At 64.0% G+C, this 17787-nt stretch carries 15 protein-coding genes and 2 pseudogenes; 12 read left to right on the top strand and 5 right to left on the bottom strand.

Annotated elements, in window-relative coordinates; translation table 11 throughout:
* Positions 1-9: 9 nt before the first annotated feature.
* The 3 genes from CAL22_RS11980 to CAL22_RS11970 form a co-directional block, all read right to left on the bottom strand.
* A complete protein-coding gene (locus CAL22_RS11980) occupies positions 10-813 on the bottom strand; it encodes a siderophore-interacting protein (RefSeq protein WP_094813395.1) in 804 nt (267 codons plus the stop codon).
* Positions 814-846: 33 nt separating this feature from the next.
* The gene (locus CAL22_RS11975) at positions 847-1431 is read right to left on the bottom strand and encodes a PadR family transcriptional regulator (protein ID WP_094813393.1); all 585 of its coding nucleotides are present in this window, start codon (positions 1429-1431) and stop codon (positions 847-849) included.
* 146 nt (positions 1432-1577) lie between these two features.
* Positions 1578-2135 (bottom strand): DUF2239 family protein, encoded by a 558-nt coding sequence (locus CAL22_RS11970; protein ID WP_094813391.1) that lies wholly within the window; start codon positions 2133-2135, stop codon positions 1578-1580.
* Positions 2136-2356: 221 nt separating this feature from the next.
* On the opposite strand from CAL22_RS11970, the gene guaB reads away from it, so the two are divergent.
* From guaB to CAL22_RS11930, 7 genes and pseudogenes are all read left to right on the top strand, one after another.
* A complete protein-coding gene (guaB, locus tag CAL22_RS11965; protein ID WP_094813389.1) occupies positions 2357-3817 on the top strand; it encodes an IMP dehydrogenase in 1461 nt (486 codons plus the stop codon).
* Positions 3818-3911: 94 nt separating this feature from the next.
* Positions 3912-5504: a glutamine-hydrolyzing GMP synthase gene (gene guaA, locus CAL22_RS11960; protein WP_094813387.1), complete on the top strand. Its 1593-nt coding sequence runs from the start codon at positions 3912-3914 to the stop codon at positions 5502-5504.
* A gap of 726 nt (positions 5505-6230) precedes the next feature.
* A pseudogene (locus CAL22_RS21315) lies at positions 6231-6560 on the top strand (S26 family signal peptidase); the annotation flags it as partial.
* Positions 6547-6714 (top strand): annotated as a pseudogene (locus CAL22_RS11945) (DUF2274 domain-containing protein); the annotation flags it as partial. The pseudogenes CAL22_RS21315 and CAL22_RS11945, both read left to right, overlap by 14 nt.
* Positions 6715-6844: 130 nt before the next feature.
* Entirely contained in the window at positions 6845-7582 is a 738-nt protein-coding gene (locus tag CAL22_RS11940) for a type IV toxin-antitoxin system AbiEi family antitoxin domain-containing protein (RefSeq protein ID WP_094813650.1), read from the top strand.
* Positions 7579-8520 (top strand): nucleotidyl transferase AbiEii/AbiGii toxin family protein, encoded by a 942-nt coding sequence (locus CAL22_RS11935; protein WP_094813383.1) that lies wholly within the window; start codon positions 7579-7581, stop codon positions 8518-8520. Before CAL22_RS11940 ends, CAL22_RS11935 begins: the two co-directional genes overlap by 4 nt.
* A 601-nt stretch (positions 8521-9121) precedes the next feature.
* Positions 9122-10168 carry an RNA methyltransferase gene (locus CAL22_RS11930; RefSeq protein ID WP_094813381.1) on the top strand — a complete coding sequence of 349 codons (1047 nt, stop codon included), beginning with the start codon at positions 9122-9124 and terminating at the stop codon, positions 10166-10168.
* 275 nt (positions 10169-10443) lie between these two features.
* On the opposite strand, the gene CAL22_RS11925 is transcribed toward CAL22_RS11930, so the two are convergent.
* Together CAL22_RS11925 and CAL22_RS11920 are read right to left on the bottom strand one after the other, a co-directional pair.
* A complete protein-coding gene (locus CAL22_RS11925) occupies positions 10444-11340 on the bottom strand; it encodes an oxidoreductase (RefSeq protein WP_094813380.1) in 897 nt (298 codons plus the stop codon).
* A gap of 156 nt (positions 11341-11496) precedes the next feature.
* Entirely contained in the window at positions 11497-12306 is an 810-nt protein-coding gene (locus CAL22_RS11920; protein ID WP_094813378.1) for an SDR family NAD(P)-dependent oxidoreductase, read from the bottom strand.
* On the opposite strand from CAL22_RS11920, the gene CAL22_RS11915 reads away from it, so the two are divergent.
* From CAL22_RS11915 to CAL22_RS11895, 5 genes are all read left to right on the top strand, one after another.
* Positions 12305-12745, top strand: coding sequence for a winged helix-turn-helix transcriptional regulator (locus CAL22_RS11915; protein WP_094813376.1), 441 nt, complete (start codon positions 12305-12307; stop codon positions 12743-12745). The two genes, CAL22_RS11920 and CAL22_RS11915, sit on opposite strands and share 2 nt — an antisense overlap.
* A gap of 227 nt (positions 12746-12972) precedes the next feature.
* Positions 12973-14421: an aldehyde dehydrogenase family protein gene (locus CAL22_RS11910; RefSeq protein ID WP_094813374.1), complete on the top strand. Its 1449-nt coding sequence runs from the start codon at positions 12973-12975 to the stop codon at positions 14419-14421.
* 114 nt (positions 14422-14535) lie between these two features.
* Positions 14536-15699: an iron-containing alcohol dehydrogenase gene (locus CAL22_RS11905; RefSeq protein ID WP_244193845.1), complete on the top strand. Its 1164-nt coding sequence runs from the start codon at positions 14536-14538 to the stop codon at positions 15697-15699.
* Between the two features lie 31 nt (positions 15700-15730).
* On the top strand, positions 15731-16900 hold the full coding sequence (locus CAL22_RS11900) for an ABC transporter substrate-binding protein (RefSeq protein ID WP_208621966.1): 1170 nt from the start codon (positions 15731-15733) through the stop codon (positions 16898-16900).
* Between the two features lie 23 nt (positions 16901-16923).
* Complete coding sequence (locus CAL22_RS11895; RefSeq protein WP_094813370.1) at positions 16924-17787, top strand: branched-chain amino acid ABC transporter permease; 864 nt, start codon at positions 16924-16926, stop codon at positions 17785-17787.

Genomic DNA, 17787 nt, shown 5'->3' with positions numbered 1-17787 from the left:
GACCGATGCTCAGTCGTCGTGCGATTCGTGCACGCCGGCCGCGCCGCGCTTCCAGTAACTGGCGGCACGGATCCGGCTTTTGTCGATGCCATGGCGCTCGACCATACTGGCGCGCACGGCCTTGGCCACGGCGGATTCGGCCGCGACCCACACATACCCTTCGCCGGGCGGCAACTGCAATGCGGCGGCGGCTTGCGCCAGGCCGGGATCGCCCGCATCGCGCGCCAGCCAGCGCACTTGCGTGCGCGCTTTGGAAGGCAAGGGCAGTTGATTGGCCAGGGAAGGGATTTCCACCAGCACCAGGGCTTGCGCGGTGTCTGGCAGCTCTTCGAGGCGGCGGGCGATGGCGGGCAGGGCGGTTTCGTCGCCGATCAGGACATGCCAGTCGAAGCCCAGCGGCACCACGAAGGAGCCGCGCGGCCCGCCGATGCCCAATTGCTGGCCCACTTGCGCCTGGGCGGCCCAACTTCCGGCGGGGCCTTCGCCATGCAGCACAAAGTCCAGCACCAGTTCGCCGCTGTCGCGGTCGAAGCGGCGCGGCGTGTAGTCGCGCGCGGCGGGGCGCGGCTGCCCTGGCGCAAAGCGCACGCCGTCAGGACCGACCTCGGGCAAGGCGAGCGCCTGGCCGGGTTCGGGGAAGAACACTTTGACGTGGTCATCAAAGGAGGCGGAGACAAAATCATGCAGGTCTTCGCCCGTGAAGGTAATGCGCGCCAGCAGGCCGCCGGCCAGATGCTCGACACGGCTGACGGTGAGCTGGCGCATTTTCAGGGTGTGGCGCACGCGTTCGACGCGCAGATGGGGGCTGGTCATGGAAACTTCCTTTGTCATTCGAATGCGGGTCAATCAGGAACAGGGCGTGTTCTCGATCTCTTGGGTGGCGCGCCGCAAAATGGCAGCTACCCGGCGTTGTTCAGCGGGCGAGGCGCCGCTTTTGCGCAGCAGTGCATGCCGCAGCGCCTGGCGGGTTTCGACGAATTCGGGCAACCATCCGGTGGCGAGATCCTCGCCCTGCGGCCCGGTCTCGCGCGGCTCGGCGCTCCAGGCCTGACGCATCCATTCCATTTTGCGGCCGATGTGCCGCAGTTTTTCGAGCAGCAGCTCGGCGTGGGCGCGATGAGCCGTCAGGTATGCCAGGCCTTGCGGCGCCAGGTGATAGCGTTTTTTGCTGCCTTGCGGCTCTACCGTGACGTGCCCCAATTCTTCGAGATAGGTCAGTGCCGGATAGACCATGCCAGGGCTGGGCGTGTAGTAGGCATTGCTCAACGCGCCCACCGCTTTGATGAGCTCATAACCATGGCTGGGGTTGAGCTCTAGCAAGGCGAGCAGGATGAGTTGCAGGTCTTCGGCGCTGACCTTGCGGCCGCGCGTGAGCTCCGCTCCGCCCGGGCCGCCCCGGCCGTTGCCCGGTGAAGAAGGGGGGTGGCGCATGCTGGCCTCCTCTATGAAGCAGGGATGAAATCGGTGATATATCGTACGATATATATCATAAGATATAGATTGCGCCGCCCCGCGTCAATGGCATAGGCAAAAAAAAACACGCCGGCAAGGCGTGTTCGGGGGGGCTGCGAGACGTTTTAGCTACCGTCGTACAAGGCGAGCGCGTACTCAACGATGTCCGTGGGCCAGTCCTGCATGCAGTGGGCCAGCCCGGCACGGTCATCGGCATAGAGCGCGCGCAAGGCTTCTTCATAGGCGGGCAGGTTGCCGGCCACCGCCTGCAGAAAATGATAGGCCGCATCCTGACGCTCGCGGCGGTCGCTGACGCCTTGATCGCGCTTGCGGGCCTCCTCGACCAGTTTGCGCAAGGTCACCGAGGCGCCGCCTGGCTGCCGGGCCAACCAGTCCCAATGACGCGGCAGCAGCGTCACCTCTCTGGCTACCACACCTAAGCGCGGTCGGCCGCGCCCTCGGCCCAGTTCGGCCCCCTCATGGGCGGGATCGGCCAGCGTGACCGGCGCCAAGGCCGGTGCGGCCACGACCCGCCGGGGATCCAACTCCGTCTGGCGGCCATTGCGATTGTCGAAAACCAGCACCTGACCCGCAGGTCGGTCGTGCAGGGCCAAGGCGACTTCGGTCAAGGTTCCCTGTGCGACCCGGCGCGTGCCATCAAAGGCGGTGAATTGCTGCGTCATGGATGTACCCGGGTAGAAATCTCAAGGCCAGTATGCCCAGTCGCGCGGCTTACTGTCAATATCACCCGGGTATAAATGTCGTGCGAGGGCGACAGGCACGGTATGCGGGATCCGACGCCTGGCGCTTGACGTCCACGCCACACACCGGGAAAAACCTAGGGCTAACACCTAGCCGCCGTGGCTGAACGGCGTATAATCTTGCTTTGCGCCCGGAGTTCCCCATGCGTCTCGTCCAAAAAGCGCTCACCTTCGACGACGTGTTGTTGGTGCCTGCGTATTCCGAAGTGTTGCCGCGCGACACTTCGCTCAGCACCCGCCTTACCCGTAACATCACCATCAATATTCCGCTCGTGTCCGCCGCCATGGACACGGTGACTGAATCGCGTCTGGCCATCGCCATGGCGCAAGAGGGTGGCATCGGCATCATCCACAAGAACCTCAGCGCCGATGCGCAGGCCCGCGAGGTCGCGCGCGTCAAGCGGCATGAGTTCGGTATTGTGATCGACCCGGTCACCGTCACGCCGGACATGAAAGTCCGCGACGCCATCGCCTTGCAGCGCCAACACGGCATCTCGGGCTTGCCCGTGGTCGAAGGCGGCAAGCTGGTCGGCATCGTCACCAACCGCGATCTGCGCTTCGAAGACCGCCTGGATCAACCGCTGCGCAACGTCATGACCCCGCGTGACCGCCTGGTCACCATGCATGAAGGCGCCACGCTGGACGAAGCCCAGACGCTGATGCACAAGCACCGTCTGGAGCGCGTGCTCATCGTCAATGACGGTTTCGAGCTGCGCGGCCTGGCCACGGTCAAGGACATCGTCAAGAACACCGAGCACCCCTTCGCCTGCAAGGACGCCCAAGGCCAGTTGCGCGTGGGCGCGGCCGTCGGCGTGGGCGCCGGCACCGAAGAGCGGGTCGAGAAACTCGTGGCGGCCGGCGTGGACGTCATCATCGTCGACACCGCTCACGGTCATTCTTCCGGTGTGATCGAGCGCGTGCGCTGGGTCAAACAGAATTTCCCCAAGGTCGAAGTCATCGGCGGCAACATCGCCACTGCGGCCGCGGCCCTGGCCTTGGTTGAAGCGGGCGCCGATGGCGTGAAGGTCGGCATCGGCCCCGGCTCCATCTGCACCACCCGTATCGTGGCGGGTGTGGGCGTGCCCCAGATCACCGCCATTTCGGATGTGGCCAAGGCACTCGAAGGCACGGGCGTGCCCCTCATCGCCGACGGCGGCATCCGCTACTCGGGCGACGTCGCCAAGGCCCTGGCTGCCGGCGCCTTCTCCTGCATGATGGGCGGCATGTTCGCCGGCACCGAAGAAGCGCCTGGCGAAGTCGTGCTCTTCCAGGGCCGCTCGTACAAGTCGTATCGTGGCATGGGCAGCCTGGGCGCGATGGCGGACGGCTCGGCCGACCGCTACTTCCAGGACCCGGCCAACAACGCCGACAAGCTCGTGCCCGAAGGCATCGAAGGCCGCGTGCCTTACAAGGGCAGCGTGCTGGCCATTATTTATCAGTTGGTCGGCGGCATCCGCGCCTCCATGGGGTATTGCGGCTGCGCCACCATCGACGATATGCGTACCAAAACGCAATTCGTCGAGATCACCTCGGCGGGTGTGCGCGAGTCGCACGTCCACGACGTCCAGATCACCAAGGAGGCGCCGAACTATCGCGCCGACTGATCCCCGGATCGTCAATCCCGTAATGCATCGCGCACCGGCAGAACCCTGAATCGTTCTGGCCGGTGCGCTTTTATTTCCAACCGGCAGAGTCACCATGCATCAGCGCATCCTTATTCTGGACTACGGTTCGCAAGTCACCCAATTGATCGCCCGCCGCGTACGCGAAGCCGGCGTGTATTCCGAAATCCATCCTGGCGACGTCGACGACGCCTTCGTGCGCGAACAGGCCAGCCAGGGGCTCAAGGGCATCATCCTCTCTGGCAGCCACGCATCGGCCTACGAAGAAGGCTCCATGCGCGTGCCGGCTTCGGTCTTCGAACTGGGCCTGCCCGTGCTGGGCATCTGTTATGGCATGCAAGCCATGGCTCAGCAACTCGGCGGCAAAGTCAGCTTCAGCGACCACCGCGAGTTCGGCTACGCCGAAGTCTCGGCGCACGGCGGCACCAAGCTGCTGGCCGGGCTGGCCGACTTCCAGGATGAGGCCGGACAAGACCGCTTCAAAGTCTGGATGAGCCACGGCGACAAAGTCACCGAACTGCCGCCGGGCTTCAGCCTCATGGCGTCGACCCCGTCTTGCCCCATCGCCGGCATGGCCGACGAAGCGCGCGGCTACTACGCCGTGCAATTCCACCCCGAAGTCACCCACACGGTGCAAGGCAAGGCCATGATCTCGCGCTTCGTGCGCGACATCTGCGGCTGCGAGGGCGACTGGAACATGCCCGACTACATCTCCGAGGCTGTTGCACGCATTCGCGAGCAGGTCGGCAGCGATGAAGTCATCCTCGGCCTGTCCGGCGGCGTGGACTCTTCCGTGGCGGCTGCGCTCATCCACCGTGCCATCGGCGACAAACTCACCTGCGTGTTCGTCGACCACGGCCTGCTGCGCCTGAACGAAGGCCAGCAAGTCATGCAGACCTTCTCCGAGAACATGGGCGTGAAAATCATTCACGTCGATGCCACCGAGCAGTTCATGGGCAAACTGGCCGGCGTTGCCGACCCCGAAGCCAAACGCAAAATCATCGGCCGCGAATTCGTCGAAGTCTTCCAGGTCGAAGCCGGCAAGCTCAAGGGTGCCAAATGGCTGGCCCAGGGCACCATCTACCCCGACGTCATCGAATCGGCCGGCGCCAAAACCGGCAAAGCGGCTGCGATCAAATCGCACCACAACGTCGGCGGCCTGCCGGATACGCTCAACCTGCAACTGCTCGAGCCCCTGCGCGAACTCTTCAAGGACGAAGTCCGCGAACTTGGCGTCGCCCTCGGCCTGCCGCCGCAGATGGTCTACCGCCATCCCTTCCCCGGCCCCGGCCTGGGCGTGCGCATCCTCGGCGAAGTCAAACACGAATACGCCGAACTCCTGCGCCGCGCCGATGCCATCTTCATCGAAGAACTGCGCAACACCAAAGACCCGGCCAGCGACCTGAGCTGGTACGAACTGACCTCGCAGGCTTTCGCCGTCTTCCTGCCGGTCAAATCGGTCGGCGTCATGGGTGACGGCCGGACCTACGAGTACGTCGTCGCCCTGCGCGCCGTCCAGACCTTCGACTTCATGACCGCCGACTGGGCACCGCTGCCACACCCCCTGCTGGCACGCGTGTCCTCCCGTATCATCAACGAAGTGCGCGGCATCAACCGCGTGGTCTACGACGTCTCGAGCAAACCGCCCGCGACGATTGAGTGGGAGTGATCCCGCGTCCGGCCTAGCCAAGCAACGCAAGGCATAACAGCCGATAAGCCCGCTTCATTGCGGGCTTTTTCGTTTTGGTGCTGCACGGTCGGGCAGCTTCAGGCCGCATCGCGTTCTCACTTCTGGCAATCGCCAGAGATGCTGGAACTACCCTTCCGTGAAGCAAGCGTCTTGGTTTCGGCCAAGGTACTTGGCTGTCCGAACAGTGCCGGCACCAAGCCGTTCCGCCTTGGGGTCGGTGGTCAAAAATCCGGTCACGGCAGTGGCCGCGCCCGGTCGGGCATCCTCAAGCGCGACGCCGCCTCCTTCGTTCAGGCGGGGTGGGGGCAGCCAAGTACCTTTCAGGCACGACTGGCCATAGGGCGGTCACAGCGCGAGAATGCCGTTTTCCATCGGCAAGTTCGCCGAAGCGTTATAGGGGCTTGGTGTGGCAGTGCCGCAAGACAAACAGGAATTGCTGGATGCTATTCGCACGACCTACCAAAAGTTGGTTGCTGCCCTCGCCAGGGTGCCTCCTGAACGCACCCGCGAGGCAACATTGGCGGGACATGCGCAAGGCACGCGCGTTGCGCTGGCGGTGAAGGCAGTGCAAAGCTGTAATGGACGGAGCATATGGGCCTACGCCCGACTTGCTGCTGTGGATTGCACGAAAGCGTGTCGTCCTCGACGCTGGTGGTTCGTCAGTTGTACGTCACGAAGGACGGTTCGCCGGCGTGTCGCCCGGCCTTGCCGCTGTTCAAACCTGTGAGCGCGATCGCGCGGCGACACGTTTGCATCGTCTACGGGCAGGTACGCATCGACGGTGTGCCATAGCCCGCCGTGCTGACCGCCAATGGGCTGGGCCTAGCGCGGCCCTCCTTGCAGCGTTGCTGCCGCCTTGTGTCGGATGAACTGTTCCTGTTGAGTGAGGTCAATCCGGCGTCGTTCGACAGCCGGCTTTTCCGCCCAGTCAGTCACGCGCAGAACCGCGTTCATATCGTCTGCAACCGAATCATCCGGCCCGATACGTCTTCGCTCTTGCTCGACAATCTGCTCGGTACTGATCCGACCCGCTGAGCACACGATCAAGAAGCTGCGGCTGGGGCCGCTGCCCAAGACCGAGGGCATTAAGCCGGCCTTGTCCTGCCCGGCCAGCCTGAAAACCGATTTCGACCGCTACGCCGCGCTGCACGCGCAGGCGCAGGTGCATGGCGTGTCGGTCGATGCCACTCGGTCATGTTCCCGCAGGGCTACGTATAAGGGTTAAGAGTTTGGATAGATTTATGTTGTCGTATTTTGGCTACGATTTGAAGGTTTATTTCAAATTGACTTTCGCTTGGAAAAGCTATAAAAATCGTAGTATGGCTACGACTAATTCAAGTAAGCTAAATTCGCTTTATACCCGGCTGGCAGCGGGAACACCGCTGATTTCTGAGGATTTGGCGGCGCTGGGCATTTCCGCAGACTTGGCTGTCCACTACGTCCGCGCAGGATGGCTCACACGCCTGGCGCGCGGTGTCTATGGTCGTCCGAACGACACTTTGGCTCTGCATCCCAGCCTGCTGCTGTTGCAGCGCAAGGTTGCGGGCTTGCACGTCGGCGGCAAGTCGGCCCTGGACTGGTACGGTGTGCGCCAGTACGTGTCGCAGCAGCCTGTGCTGCACCTGTATGGCTGGACGGCGGCGCATTTGCCGGAATGGTTCACCGAACGTTTTCCAGCCGAGTACCACCGCAAGCGCTTGTTCGACGAGCATCCCGACGCCTTGCTGCACGTCGGCCCGTTCGAGAAGCGCAGCGGAGCGCCTCAGGTGTCGGCGCCGGAGCGTGCATTGCTGGAGATGTTGAGCGAAGTCGGTGTTCGGCAGCCCTTGCGGGAAGCGGCCGAACTCGTCGAAAGCGCTTACAACCTGCGCGTTGATGTGCTGCGCGAATTGCTGCAACGCTGTTCGAGCGTCAAGACCGTGCGGCTATGCCTGCAGCTCGGCCGCGAGAGTTCGCTGCCCTGGGCTGCCAAGCTTGATCCGGCCACGCTGCCAACGGGCAGCGACCGGCCCTGGGTGTCCCGATCGGCCGATGGCCTGCTGGTACTCAAGCCATGAATCAGATCTATCTCGATACTGCGCGCCTGCTGACGCAGGTGGCGCCGCTGGTGTTTGTGGACGACACCTTCGCGCTGAAGGGCGGTACGGCGATCAATCTGTTCGTGCGCGACATGCCGCGCCTGTCGGTGGACCTCGATCTGGTCTTTCCCGATCACACGCTACCACGTGATGAGGCGTTGGCGCGCATCAACGACGCTGTCAGGCAGGCTGCCGAGCGGTTGAGGAAGCGAGGGTTCCAGACGCACGCGCCGGCGGCTGCGGCAGGGGAGACGAAGCTCCTCGTGCGTCGCGGCGCGATCCAGGTCAAGGTGGAAGTCAACTTCGTCATGCGCGGTACGGTGCAGCCGGTGCGCCGCGCTTCGCTCACGCAGACCGCGCGGGACCGATTGCTGGCCGACCTGGAGATTCCAGTGGTGTCGCTGGAGGACGTATACGGCGGCAAGCTGGTAGCGGCCTTGGATCGGCAACACCCGCGCGACCTGTTCGACGTGATGCAACTCTTTGCGCACGAGGGCATCACGCCCGGTATCCGACGCGCTTTCGTGGTTTATCTATCCAGTAGCAACCGGCCGATCCATGAAGTGCTGTTCCCACCACTGCGCGACATCCGGCACGACTACGCGCACAACTTTCAAGGCATGACGACCGAGCCGGTGCCACTCGATGCATTGCTCGCTGCGCGAGAACGGATGGCGCGCGAAATCCAGGAGGGCTTGGACGACAATGAGCGACGCTTCTTGTTGTCGTTGGTTGCTGGTAGACCGGAGTGGTCGCTGCTGGCTATTGCGCACCTTGAACAACTGCCGGGCATCCGCTGGAAGCTACACAACCTGGCGCAGTTGGAGAAGACCGATGCGAGGAAGTTTGCCCAGCAGGCCGATACGCTGGCCGCTCGACTTTTCGCCGGCACGTCGCCGACAGCCGGAGAAGGGTAGGCGTGCATATTCTGTTTTTTCAAGGATCGTGCAAAGTTCATGTGTCAGTAATAGGCGTGTGCGGCGCAGCCTTGCTACGCGCTCATGAGGCGGACCGACGCGGAAGCGATTCGGTGCATCAAGATCTTCGCTGCGATAAGAGCGATTGAACCGCTCGATGGCGGTATTCCCTATTGGCTTCGTCGCTCACGTTCTGCGCTCTGAGCCGTCGGCTGCCGTCGAGCGCATCTCGCATGATATTCAGCGCCCAACAGCAGTTGGGCTCCGTGGCTCGATCCCGTGGCTGCCGAGGCCGTTCTGATCGCCGCTTCTTGTGGCGCCGAGGCGAGTTTAAGCCCATGTCGCCGCGCACCCTATGAATCCGCCTTTTGATTCCACCAGGAGCCGTCGAGCCGCAGTCGGGAATAGCACTTGCCAAATCCGCGGCGGCCGTGCCGGCTAACCCTGGCATTGAGCGCGTCGATGACTCGCGCATCTCGTTCAGACGCCGGCTTTGGCCTTGTGCATCTGTCGCACTTCCTGGCAAGGGATCGCGCCGCCAGCGTTCGAGGCGCCGTGCGGCCGGGGGACCGAGGGTGTGGCAGGGTAAAATTCCTTCCCCATGCGTTATTCCGACTTTGATCATCGCCTTGCTGGCCTGGATGCCTTGCCCGTTCATCGTGGCCGGGTCACGCGCGTCTGGCTGGCCGGGCAGCCCCTCGATACCGGCACCCGGCGGCGGCATTCCGACGATTTTCTGCCGCTTGCTTTGCGCCAGGCCTTGCCGGCGGTGACGGCGGAGCTCGACGGGCTGGCTCGCATCCATTCGGAGCATGCCGGCAGTGACGGTTCGCGGCTATTGGTTGAGCTGGCGGATGGGCAGATGGTGGAGAGCGTGCTGTTGCCGCGCGATGGGCTCTGTGTGTCGACGCAAGTGGGCTGTGCCGTGGGTTGCCGTTTCTGTATGACCGGCAAGAGCGGGCTGATCAGGCAGATCAGCAGCATGGAGATCCTGGCCCAGGTGGTGCTGGCGCGCCGTCAGCGGGCGGTGAAAAAGGTGGTTTTCATGGGTATGGGCGAGCCTGCCCACAATCTCGATAATGTGCTCGAGGCCATCCATTTGTTGGGTACGCAGGGCAATATCGGCCACAAGAATCTGGTGTTCTCGACGGTGGGTGACCGCCGGGTGTTCGAGGCTTTGCCGCAGCAGACCATCAAACCGGCTCTGGCGCTGTCGCTGCATACGACCAAGGCGGATTTGCGTGAGCACTTGCTGCCGCGTGCGCCCAGGATTGCGCCCGATGAGCTGGTCGAACTGGGCGAGCAATATGCTCGCGATACGGGCTACCCCATTCAGTATCAGTGGACGCTGCTCAAGGGCGTGAACGACGGCAATGATGAGCTCGACGCAGTCGTTCGGCTGTTGAAAAACAAGTTTGGCCTGCTCAACGTCATCCCGTTCAACAGTCTGGAAGGCGATGATTATCAACGCCCCGATTTTGCTCGCATCCGGGAGATCGTCAGCTATCTGCACAGCCGCGGCGTGCTGGCCAAGGTGCGCAATAGTGCTGGCCAGGATGTGGATGGGGGCTGTGGCCAGTTGCGCGCCCGTGCGGTGAGCGCTGGCCAGGTGGTGGAGTTCAAGCGGCCGCGCCGCTTGACGGCCTGAAAGGCCAGGCTTGGCGGCGGGGCGGCAAGCCGCCAAGTTGGCTCTGCTGGCCCTTTGTGAGGCGCGGCGTATCGCTGCGATGACTTCCGACAAGGCATTGCGGCGGGTGGGGCCGCTGCCCGCCGAATAATGACGACCCGTTTCCAACTCGCCATCGGCTTCGCCCGATGGCGTGTTTGCCTGGGCGGGTCGAGGCGCGGATGTCAAAGGTCGCCGCCAGTCGCCAAGGGTGCCCGCCGAGGGCGCGCCGCGCGGCTTTGGGGTGTTGGCTTGCCTTAGCCCGGCCCGTCGCTGGCTGCGGCCAGCAGGGGCACGAGGATGTCGCTGATGGGCGTGGGGACGCCGTGCGCACGGCCTTTGCGCGCGATGACGCCATTGCGGATGTCCCATTCAAGCGGCCGGTTGGCCTGGCGGTCAGCGAGGATGGAGGTGCCCATGTCCGCGGGTGCGGTTTGAAAGTTGCGCAGGATGTCTTGCGGGACGTCGTCGCTGAGTTGGGCGCCATCGGCACGCGCCACCGCCAGACACTCCTGGAGGTAGGCTTTGGCCAGTGCGGCGATGTCGGGGCGGGCGAACATGCCGCAACGGCGTTGGGCGAGGGCCATGAGGCCGCCGACGGCGTTTTGCATCAGTTTGCGCCAGGCGAGGCCGTGGAAATCCTGGGCGAGGTCGACGGCGCATTGTGCGCCTTCAAGCGTGCGGGCGACGAGGCGGGCAGGCGCGCTGTCGGGCAGGCTCAGGCGTGCGTTGCCACGCAAGCGGACGACGCCATCGGGCTGGCTCTGAGCGGGGAACCACACGACGGCCGGTACCAGTTGAGCTGACGGGCTGAGCGGCGCGAGGGTGGCGATCTGTTCGATGCCATTTTGCAGTACACAGATCACGGTGTTCGCGTCGGCAAGTGCGGCGAGCCAGGCTGCGGCTGCTTCGGTCTGCGTGGCCTTGACGGCCAGAAATATGAGGTCGCAGGGGGGTATGGCCGGGGCAGGGCGGGTGTGAACGGGACCGGGCACCTCGATGATGCGGTCACCATCCAGAAGTGTCAGGTGATCGCGCGCGGTGCGTCCGCACAGCAGGGGTGTGCGGCCGATCTCGTGCAAGGCGGCGGCCACGGTGGTGCCGATGGCGCCTGGACCGACAATGGCGATACGGGTGGCGGGCTGGATACTCATGGAATCATGCGTCGGTCGACGCCAGGTCAGGGTGAGAGGGGCGATTCAATGTAGCAGACGGCAAGGCAGGGGCCATGACCTCGGTGGTGACGCGAGACAGGCAAGCGCGTCGTGGCGGGCCTTGCCGCCTTCTTCTGCCTTTGGCCTATGGGTTGCTCAGGCTGTGGGGAGCATGCCGCCGTCGACGCGGAGGTTGGAGCCGGTGATATAGGCTGCGCGCGGGCTGGCCAGGAAACACACGGCATCGCTGATTTCCTGCAAGGTGCCGACCCGGCCGACGGGCACGTGCGCAAAGTGGGGAAGGGCGCAGGCTTCGATCTGTTTCCAGGGCGCCAGGGGATCAAGGCCATGGCTGGCCGCCGCTGCGCGAAATCGCTGTTCCAGCCGGGCGCTGTGGATGGTGCCCGGGGACAGGGTGTTGACGGTGATCCCGTGCCCGGCGACGGCTTTGGCCAGGGAGGCGGTCATGGCCAGCATGGCGGCTTTGGCGGCGGCGTAATCGGGGTTGATGGCCGGCGGCATCAAGGCGGCCATGCTGGCGATGTTAATGATGCGGCCCCAGGCGCGGGACTGCATGGCGGGCAGCAATTGGGCGGTGACGCGCAACGCGGACAGCACGTTGCGGTCATACGTGGCCGACCACGTTGCCGGGGCGGCGTTGGTCCAGTCTTCACCCGGACCCGAACCGCCCGCATTATTGATGAGAATGTTGATGTCGCCGGCCAAGCTGCGTGCCTGGGCGGTCAGGTGGGCGACATCGTCGTCTCGTGTGAGGTCGCCGGCAACGGCATGGGCGCATCCGCCCGCCGCTACAATGGTCTGCGCGACGCGTTGCGCGTCAGGGGCCTGGCGGCCGTGAATGATGACGGTGGCGCCTTCGCGGGCAAGCCCGGCGGCGATGGCGGCGCCGATGCCTTTGCTGCTTCCGGTCACGAGAGCGACCTTGCCTTTGAGTTTCAGATCCATGGTGCTTCCTGCTGTTGCTGATGATTCGCAAGATAGTGGAGCGCCTGCGCACGCCGCAAGCAGGCACCAAAAAGTGCCTGGGGACGACGGGCAGCGGTCGCATTGCCTGGGCCCGGACGGCGCGGTGGCGCTGGTGGGCGAAACGTTGCGATTGATCAGCGGGCGATGGAAGTTGCCTATTCTGTTCCGCTTGTATGCAGATGGCGTGGTGCGCAGCTCGCAGTTGCTGCGGGATATCCCCGGTATCTCGCAGAAGATGCTGACGCAGCAGTTGCGGGCGCTGGCGGCAGATGGACTCATCTTGCGGGCCGATTTCGGGCTGAAGCCGCCGCGTGTGGAGTACCGCTTGAGCGCAAAGGGAGAGGCGCTGATGCCGGTATTGCTGGCGGCCCGCCAGTTTGCCGCAAGCCATGGGAGCGCAGCGGCGTCATCGGGTTAACCACAACGCTGCGTGGCATCGGGCACGCTGCCGGCAGGGCAGTGGCCGGATCATCGCGCGGCTTTCACCGGACTTGAACCCCCCTTCATAAAAACTGTATACCGCGCCGGTGTCATCTTCCTGTACTCTTCGCATGAATCATTTCATCGATACTGTATTTACTACTAGGTAAATACCATTAGTACCGGCGAATAACTATAAATAACGTTTCATTTAGGAAGAGACAAATGGGTGCGGAGTTGCTGCATGTGGAGGCGTTGCCGCCGACCGGGCAATTGATCGACGGCCAGTGGCAGGAGGGCGGGCCGCTGTTTACGGTCGAGGATAAGTACAGCGGGCGGCCCATCGCTCAGGTGGCGGCGGCGACGCGCGCCCAGGTGGCGCAAGCGGTGCGAGTGGCCAAGGCCGCGGTCGACGGCGGCCCGCCGCCGCCATACGAGCGCGCGCAGGTGCTGCGCCGCGCGGCGGCGCTGATGCCGGCCTATCGGCAGCGTTTCGTCGATGTGATGGTGGCTGAAGCCGGTTTTACGATCGTCGACGCCAACGGCGAAATCGATCGCGCCGCAGTGACCCTGGATTTGTCGGCCGACGAGGCCTTGCGCCTGGTGGGCGAAGTCATTCCGTTTGGCGCGAGCCCCGGGGCGCATCGCCGCATGGGTTTTACGCAGCGCTTTCCCATAGGGGTGGTCTGTGCGATCACCCCCTTCAATGCGCCGCTGAATACGGTGCTGCATAAGGTCGCGCCTGCCTATGCGGCGGGCAATTCCGTCGTGCTCAAACCCTCCGCGTTCACGCCGCTGACCGGCGCCTTGCTGGCCCAGCTGCTCCTGGAGGCAGGCATGCCGCCGGCGTTTCTGGCGGTGTTGCAGGGCGAGGGCGATAGCGTGGGGAGCTGGCTGTTGGAGGAGCAGGACGTGGCCTTCTACACCTTTACCGGCAGCACGCGCGTCGGCCGCATCATCCAGCAGGCCGCCGGGCTGCGCCGCACGCAGATGGAGCTGGGCAGCATTGCCAGCACCATCGTGTGCGCGGACGCCGATCTGGAGCGGGCAATCCCCAAGATTGCCAACGCGGGCCTGCGCAAGGCGGGTCAGGTCTGCACCTCGGTGCAACGCCTGTATGTACACCAGGATATTCTCGCGCAGGCCAGTGAGCGGCTGGTGGCTTTTGCGGCCACGCTCAGGGCAGGCGATCCGCGCGACCCCGACACCAAGGTGGGGCCGTTGATCAGCGAGGCGTCGGCCATCCGGGCCGAGAGCTGGTTGCGGGAAGCCGAGCAAGGCGGCGCGAAGATCCTGTGCGGCGGCCAGCGCCAGCGTTCGGTGATCACGCCAGCGGTCGTGACCCAGGCGCCGGATGGCGGCAAGGTCTGGTGCCAGGAGGCGTTCGCGCCCTTGTTGGTCATACGTCCGTTCGAGGATTTCGAGGCGGCCATGCGCGATGCGAACAACACGCCCTACGGGCTGTCGGCCGGCGTCTTTACCCAGGATATCGATCGCGCGCTGCGCGCGGCACAGACGCTGCGTTTCGGAACGGTGCAGATCAATGAGACCTCCAGCGCCCGGGCTGACGTCATGCCGTTTGGCGGCGTGAAGGACAGCGGATTCGGCAAGGAAGGGCCGGCCTACGCCATTCGTGAAATGACCGAGGAACGGCTGGTCGTCTTCAATCCCTGAGCCGGGCAGCAACGAGGACATGCGCAGGCGCCATCGCGCTCGCGCATGAGCCTCCTCGTTCGGCGCGCCACGCCTCTGAGTCTCTCTGTCGCGACATTACCGCAAGGAATCGCCATGGCTGTATCCGAAATGAGTACGTTCTTCTGCCCGACCCGGCTCTATATGGGAATCGGTTCGCACCGCAAACTGGCGGATATTCTCAGCGCGCAGGGCTGTGAGCGTTTGTTCGTGGTCATCGACGGCGCGCTGCTCAAGGGCGAGTTCTACGGCGATATCCGCCGGCTGCTGGATGGCTTGGGCATTGCGCTGGCCAATTACTCCGATATCGAACCCGATCCCAGCGCCAATACGGTGGAGCGGGCGTTTGCCGAGTGCCAGAAGCATCAGGCGACGGCCTTGCTGGCCATCGGCGGGGGCAGCGCGATCGACGTGGCCAAAGCCGTCGGTATTCTCGCGACCAATGGCGGGCGGATCCACGATTACGAAGGGATCGAGAAATTCAGCACGCCGCCGCTGCCGCTCATCGCCATCCCCACGACGGCGGGCACCGGTTCGGAGGTGTCGGGTTCATGTGTGATTACGGATACCGACAAGAATCTGAAGATGTCGATCCGCCACGCGGCCCTGAATCCGGCGCGCTTTGCCATCCTGGATCCCCTGGCCTTGCGCACTTTGCCGGCCCACGTGGCCGCGCACTCGGGCATGGACGCATTTGTGCATGCCTTCGAATCCTATGTTTCCCGTCAGTCCAACCCGGTGACCGACGCCATCAATATCGAGGCCATCGAGCTGCTGGCTGCCAATATCCGGCCGTTTGTGGCCAATCGGGACAATCTGCAGGCCGGGCTGAACATGCTCATCGGCTCGGCGCTGGCCGGCATTACCTTCGGCCAGACGGGCTTGGGTAATGTGCATTGCATGGCCCGTTTCGTGGGCGCCTACTGGCATCTGTCGCACGGGCTGTCCAATGCCGTGTGCCTGCCGCATGTGGCGCGCTTCAACCTGGTCGCCAATCCGCGCAAGTTCGCGCGGGTGGCCGCGGCCATGGATCGGCCGGTACGCGGCCTGGCGGAAATGGACGCCGCGTTGGCCGCCGTCGCGGCCATCGAGGCCTTGTGCCGCGATCTGGGAATTCCTTCGCGGCTGCGCGATGTCGGCGCGACCGAAGACAAGTTCGACGAGATGGCCGAACTGTGCACCCAGGCCAATTACAACCGCTGGAATCCGCGCACGACGAGCACGGCGGATTTCCGCGCGCTTTTTGCCGAGGCGTTCTGATTTTTTTGCGTAGTAGCACCGAGGAGACAACATGAAAAAGAATGTGATTGCTTTTGTTGCCGCATGCGCGGCGGTGGCGGCCCCGGCTCTGGCCGCGGCCGACTGTGAAATCAAACTGGGAGCCACGGGCCCGCTGTCCGGCGCGGCCACGCAGTGGGGCTTGGCCATCAAAGGAGCGGCCGACTACGTGGCCGCCGAGGTCAATGCCGCCGGCGGCTTGAAGGTGGGCAATGAAACTTGCCAACTGAAAGTCGTGCCGATCGACGCGAAGTACACGGCCGAAGGCGCGGCCGCGGCGGCCAACAACTTTGTCAGCCAGGGCGTCAAGTTCATTCTGGGGCCTATCGGTTCGCCCGAAGTCACGGGCATGAAACCCATCGCCACGCGCAACAAGATGCTCATGATGAGCGACAGTTATGCGCGCGATGCGATCGGCCCCAAATGGCCGTTGACGTTCCATATCGGGCCGGGCCCGGCCGCCTGGGCCGATCCGCTGGTCAAGCACGCGAAGAAAACCTTCGGCATCAAGAATGCGCTGACCATCGCGCCGAACGACCAGGCCGGCACCGACGTCGCCGAGGTCGTGGCGGCCGCCTATGAGAAAAACGGTGTGCCCACCAAGCTGGAGTACTACCAGCGCGGCACGACCAATTTCGCGCCCATCGTCACGCGCATCATGGCCAGCAATCCGGATACCGTGGATACGGTGTCGACCCCGCCGGGCGATGCCGGCATTCTCGTCAAGCAGTTGCGCCAGGCAGGCTACAAAGGCGTGATCGGCCGCCTGGGCGGCCCCGGCACGGCCGAAATCGCACGCGTGGCGGGCGGCATGGATGTCCTGCGCGATTTCTATTGGTTCGAGCCGGTCTTCATCGACGAGAACGTCACCAAGCTGCAGGGTAGCTATAAGACGCTGCTCAAGGCCGATGCGCCGGAGAATAACTTCTTCTATCTGTTCGTCGCGGGCGGCAGGGCGCTGGTGCAGGCCATCCAGCAGGCGGGCACCTACCGCGACGCGGACAAGGTGGCTGAGGCGCTGCGCAAGATCGACGTCGTGGACCCCAACCTGGGCGCAGGCAAATGGATCGGCCAGTCTACGTACAAGATCAATCAAGAACTGTCTCTGCCCTTTGGCATGGGCACGATTCGCGACGGCAAGGAACAGCCCGTGATCCGGGTTGAGGCTCCGGTCGACAACTAAAACGCCGTACGAGGGGCAAGATCGTGGATAGCTTTATTTCAGCGGGCCTCATCGGGCTCGCGCTCGGCGCGCAGTACGCGTTGCTGGCGCTAGGATTCACATTGATATTCGGAATCCTGGGCGTCGTGAACTTCGCACACGGTGGCTTTTATCTGCTGGGCGGATATACGGCATACGTTTGTGTGTCCTGGGGATTGCCCTATCCGCTGGCAGTCGTGTGCGCGGCGCTGGCCACCGCGGCGCTGGGCTATCTTTTCGAACTCTTGCTCCTCGAACGGGTGATCGACAACCATCTGGCGACCCTGATCCTGACCTTAGGGCTGTATCTGGTCATCTGTACGGCCGTGGTGGTCGTCTTCGGTCCGGACGCGCCGCTCTTTCCCTTCCCCGTCACCGACGTGCTGCACTTTGGCGGCGTCTATCTGCCGCTGTCGAATCTGATCGTGTTCGGCGTGTGTTTCGCGGCCATCGGCGTGACCTACGGGCTGTTGTACCGGACGAACTTTGGCCGCAGCCTGCGCGCGCTGTCGGAAGACCGGCCCGTGGCGATGGCGCTGGGGATTCGCGCCAAGCTGATGTTCCCGCTGGCCTTCGCGCTGGCCACGGGCCTGGCCGGCATGACCGGTGCCCTGGTCACGCCCATCTTGTCGCTGACGCCGCACGTGGGCGATCCGGTGCTGGCGGCCTCCTTTCTGGTGGTGATTCTGGGCGGCTTGGGTAGCCTGAGCGGCGCGACGATAGCCGCCTTTCTGGTGGGTTTGATCGAGGCGTACTCCGCGGTCTATCTGGGGGGATCCAAGGGAGCATTGATGCTGTTCGTGCTTGTTCTGATTGTTTTGCTCGTGAAGCCGACCGGCCTCATGGGTGTACCGACGCGGCGGGCCTGA

The organism is Bordetella genomosp. 12, from assembly GCF_002261355.1.
GTDB lineage: Bacteria > Pseudomonadota > Gammaproteobacteria > Burkholderiales > Burkholderiaceae_B > Bordetella.
The sequence above is the reverse complement of the archived record's forward strand: the minus strand, read 5'-3'. Positions and strand labels throughout refer to the sequence as shown.

What these genes read in the sequence shown, in the direction of transcription:
- CAL22_RS11980 (WP_094813395.1), bottom strand. Translation starts at nt 813, where the DNA reads ATGACCAGCCCCCATCTGCGCGTCGAACGCGTGCGCCACACCCTGAAA.
- CAL22_RS11975 (WP_094813393.1), bottom strand. Translation starts at nt 1,431, where the DNA reads ATGCGCCACCCCCCTTCTTCACCGGGCAACGGCCGGGGCGGCCCGGGC.
- CAL22_RS11970 (WP_094813391.1), bottom strand. Translation starts at nt 2,135, where the DNA reads ATGACGCAGCAATTCACCGCCTTTGATGGCACGCGCCGGGTCGCACAG.
- guaB (WP_094813389.1), top strand. Translation starts at nt 2,357, where the DNA reads ATGCGTCTCGTCCAAAAAGCGCTCACCTTCGACGACGTGTTGTTGGTG.
- guaA (WP_094813387.1), top strand. Translation starts at nt 3,912, where the DNA reads ATGCATCAGCGCATCCTTATTCTGGACTACGGTTCGCAAGTCACCCAA.
- CAL22_RS11940 (WP_094813650.1), top strand. Translation starts at nt 6,845, where the DNA reads ATGGCTACGACTAATTCAAGTAAGCTAAATTCGCTTTATACCCGGCTG.
- CAL22_RS11935 (WP_094813383.1), top strand. Translation starts at nt 7,579, where the DNA reads ATGAATCAGATCTATCTCGATACTGCGCGCCTGCTGACGCAGGTGGCG.
- CAL22_RS11930 (WP_094813381.1), top strand. Translation starts at nt 9,122, where the DNA reads ATGCGTTATTCCGACTTTGATCATCGCCTTGCTGGCCTGGATGCCTTG.
- CAL22_RS11925 (WP_094813380.1), bottom strand. Translation starts at nt 11,340, where the DNA reads ATGAGTATCCAGCCCGCCACCCGTATCGCCATTGTCGGTCCAGGCGCC.
- CAL22_RS11915 (WP_094813376.1), top strand. Translation starts at nt 12,305, where the DNA reads ATGGTGCTTCCTGCTGTTGCTGATGATTCGCAAGATAGTGGAGCGCCT.
- CAL22_RS11920 (WP_094813378.1), bottom strand. Translation starts at nt 12,306, where the DNA reads ATGGATCTGAAACTCAAAGGCAAGGTCGCTCTCGTGACCGGAAGCAGC.
- CAL22_RS11910 (WP_094813374.1), top strand. Translation starts at nt 12,973, where the DNA reads ATGGGTGCGGAGTTGCTGCATGTGGAGGCGTTGCCGCCGACCGGGCAA.
- CAL22_RS11905 (WP_244193845.1), top strand. Translation starts at nt 14,536, where the DNA reads ATGGCTGTATCCGAAATGAGTACGTTCTTCTGCCCGACCCGGCTCTAT.
- CAL22_RS11900 (WP_208621966.1), top strand. Translation starts at nt 15,731, where the DNA reads ATGAAAAAGAATGTGATTGCTTTTGTTGCCGCATGCGCGGCGGTGGCG.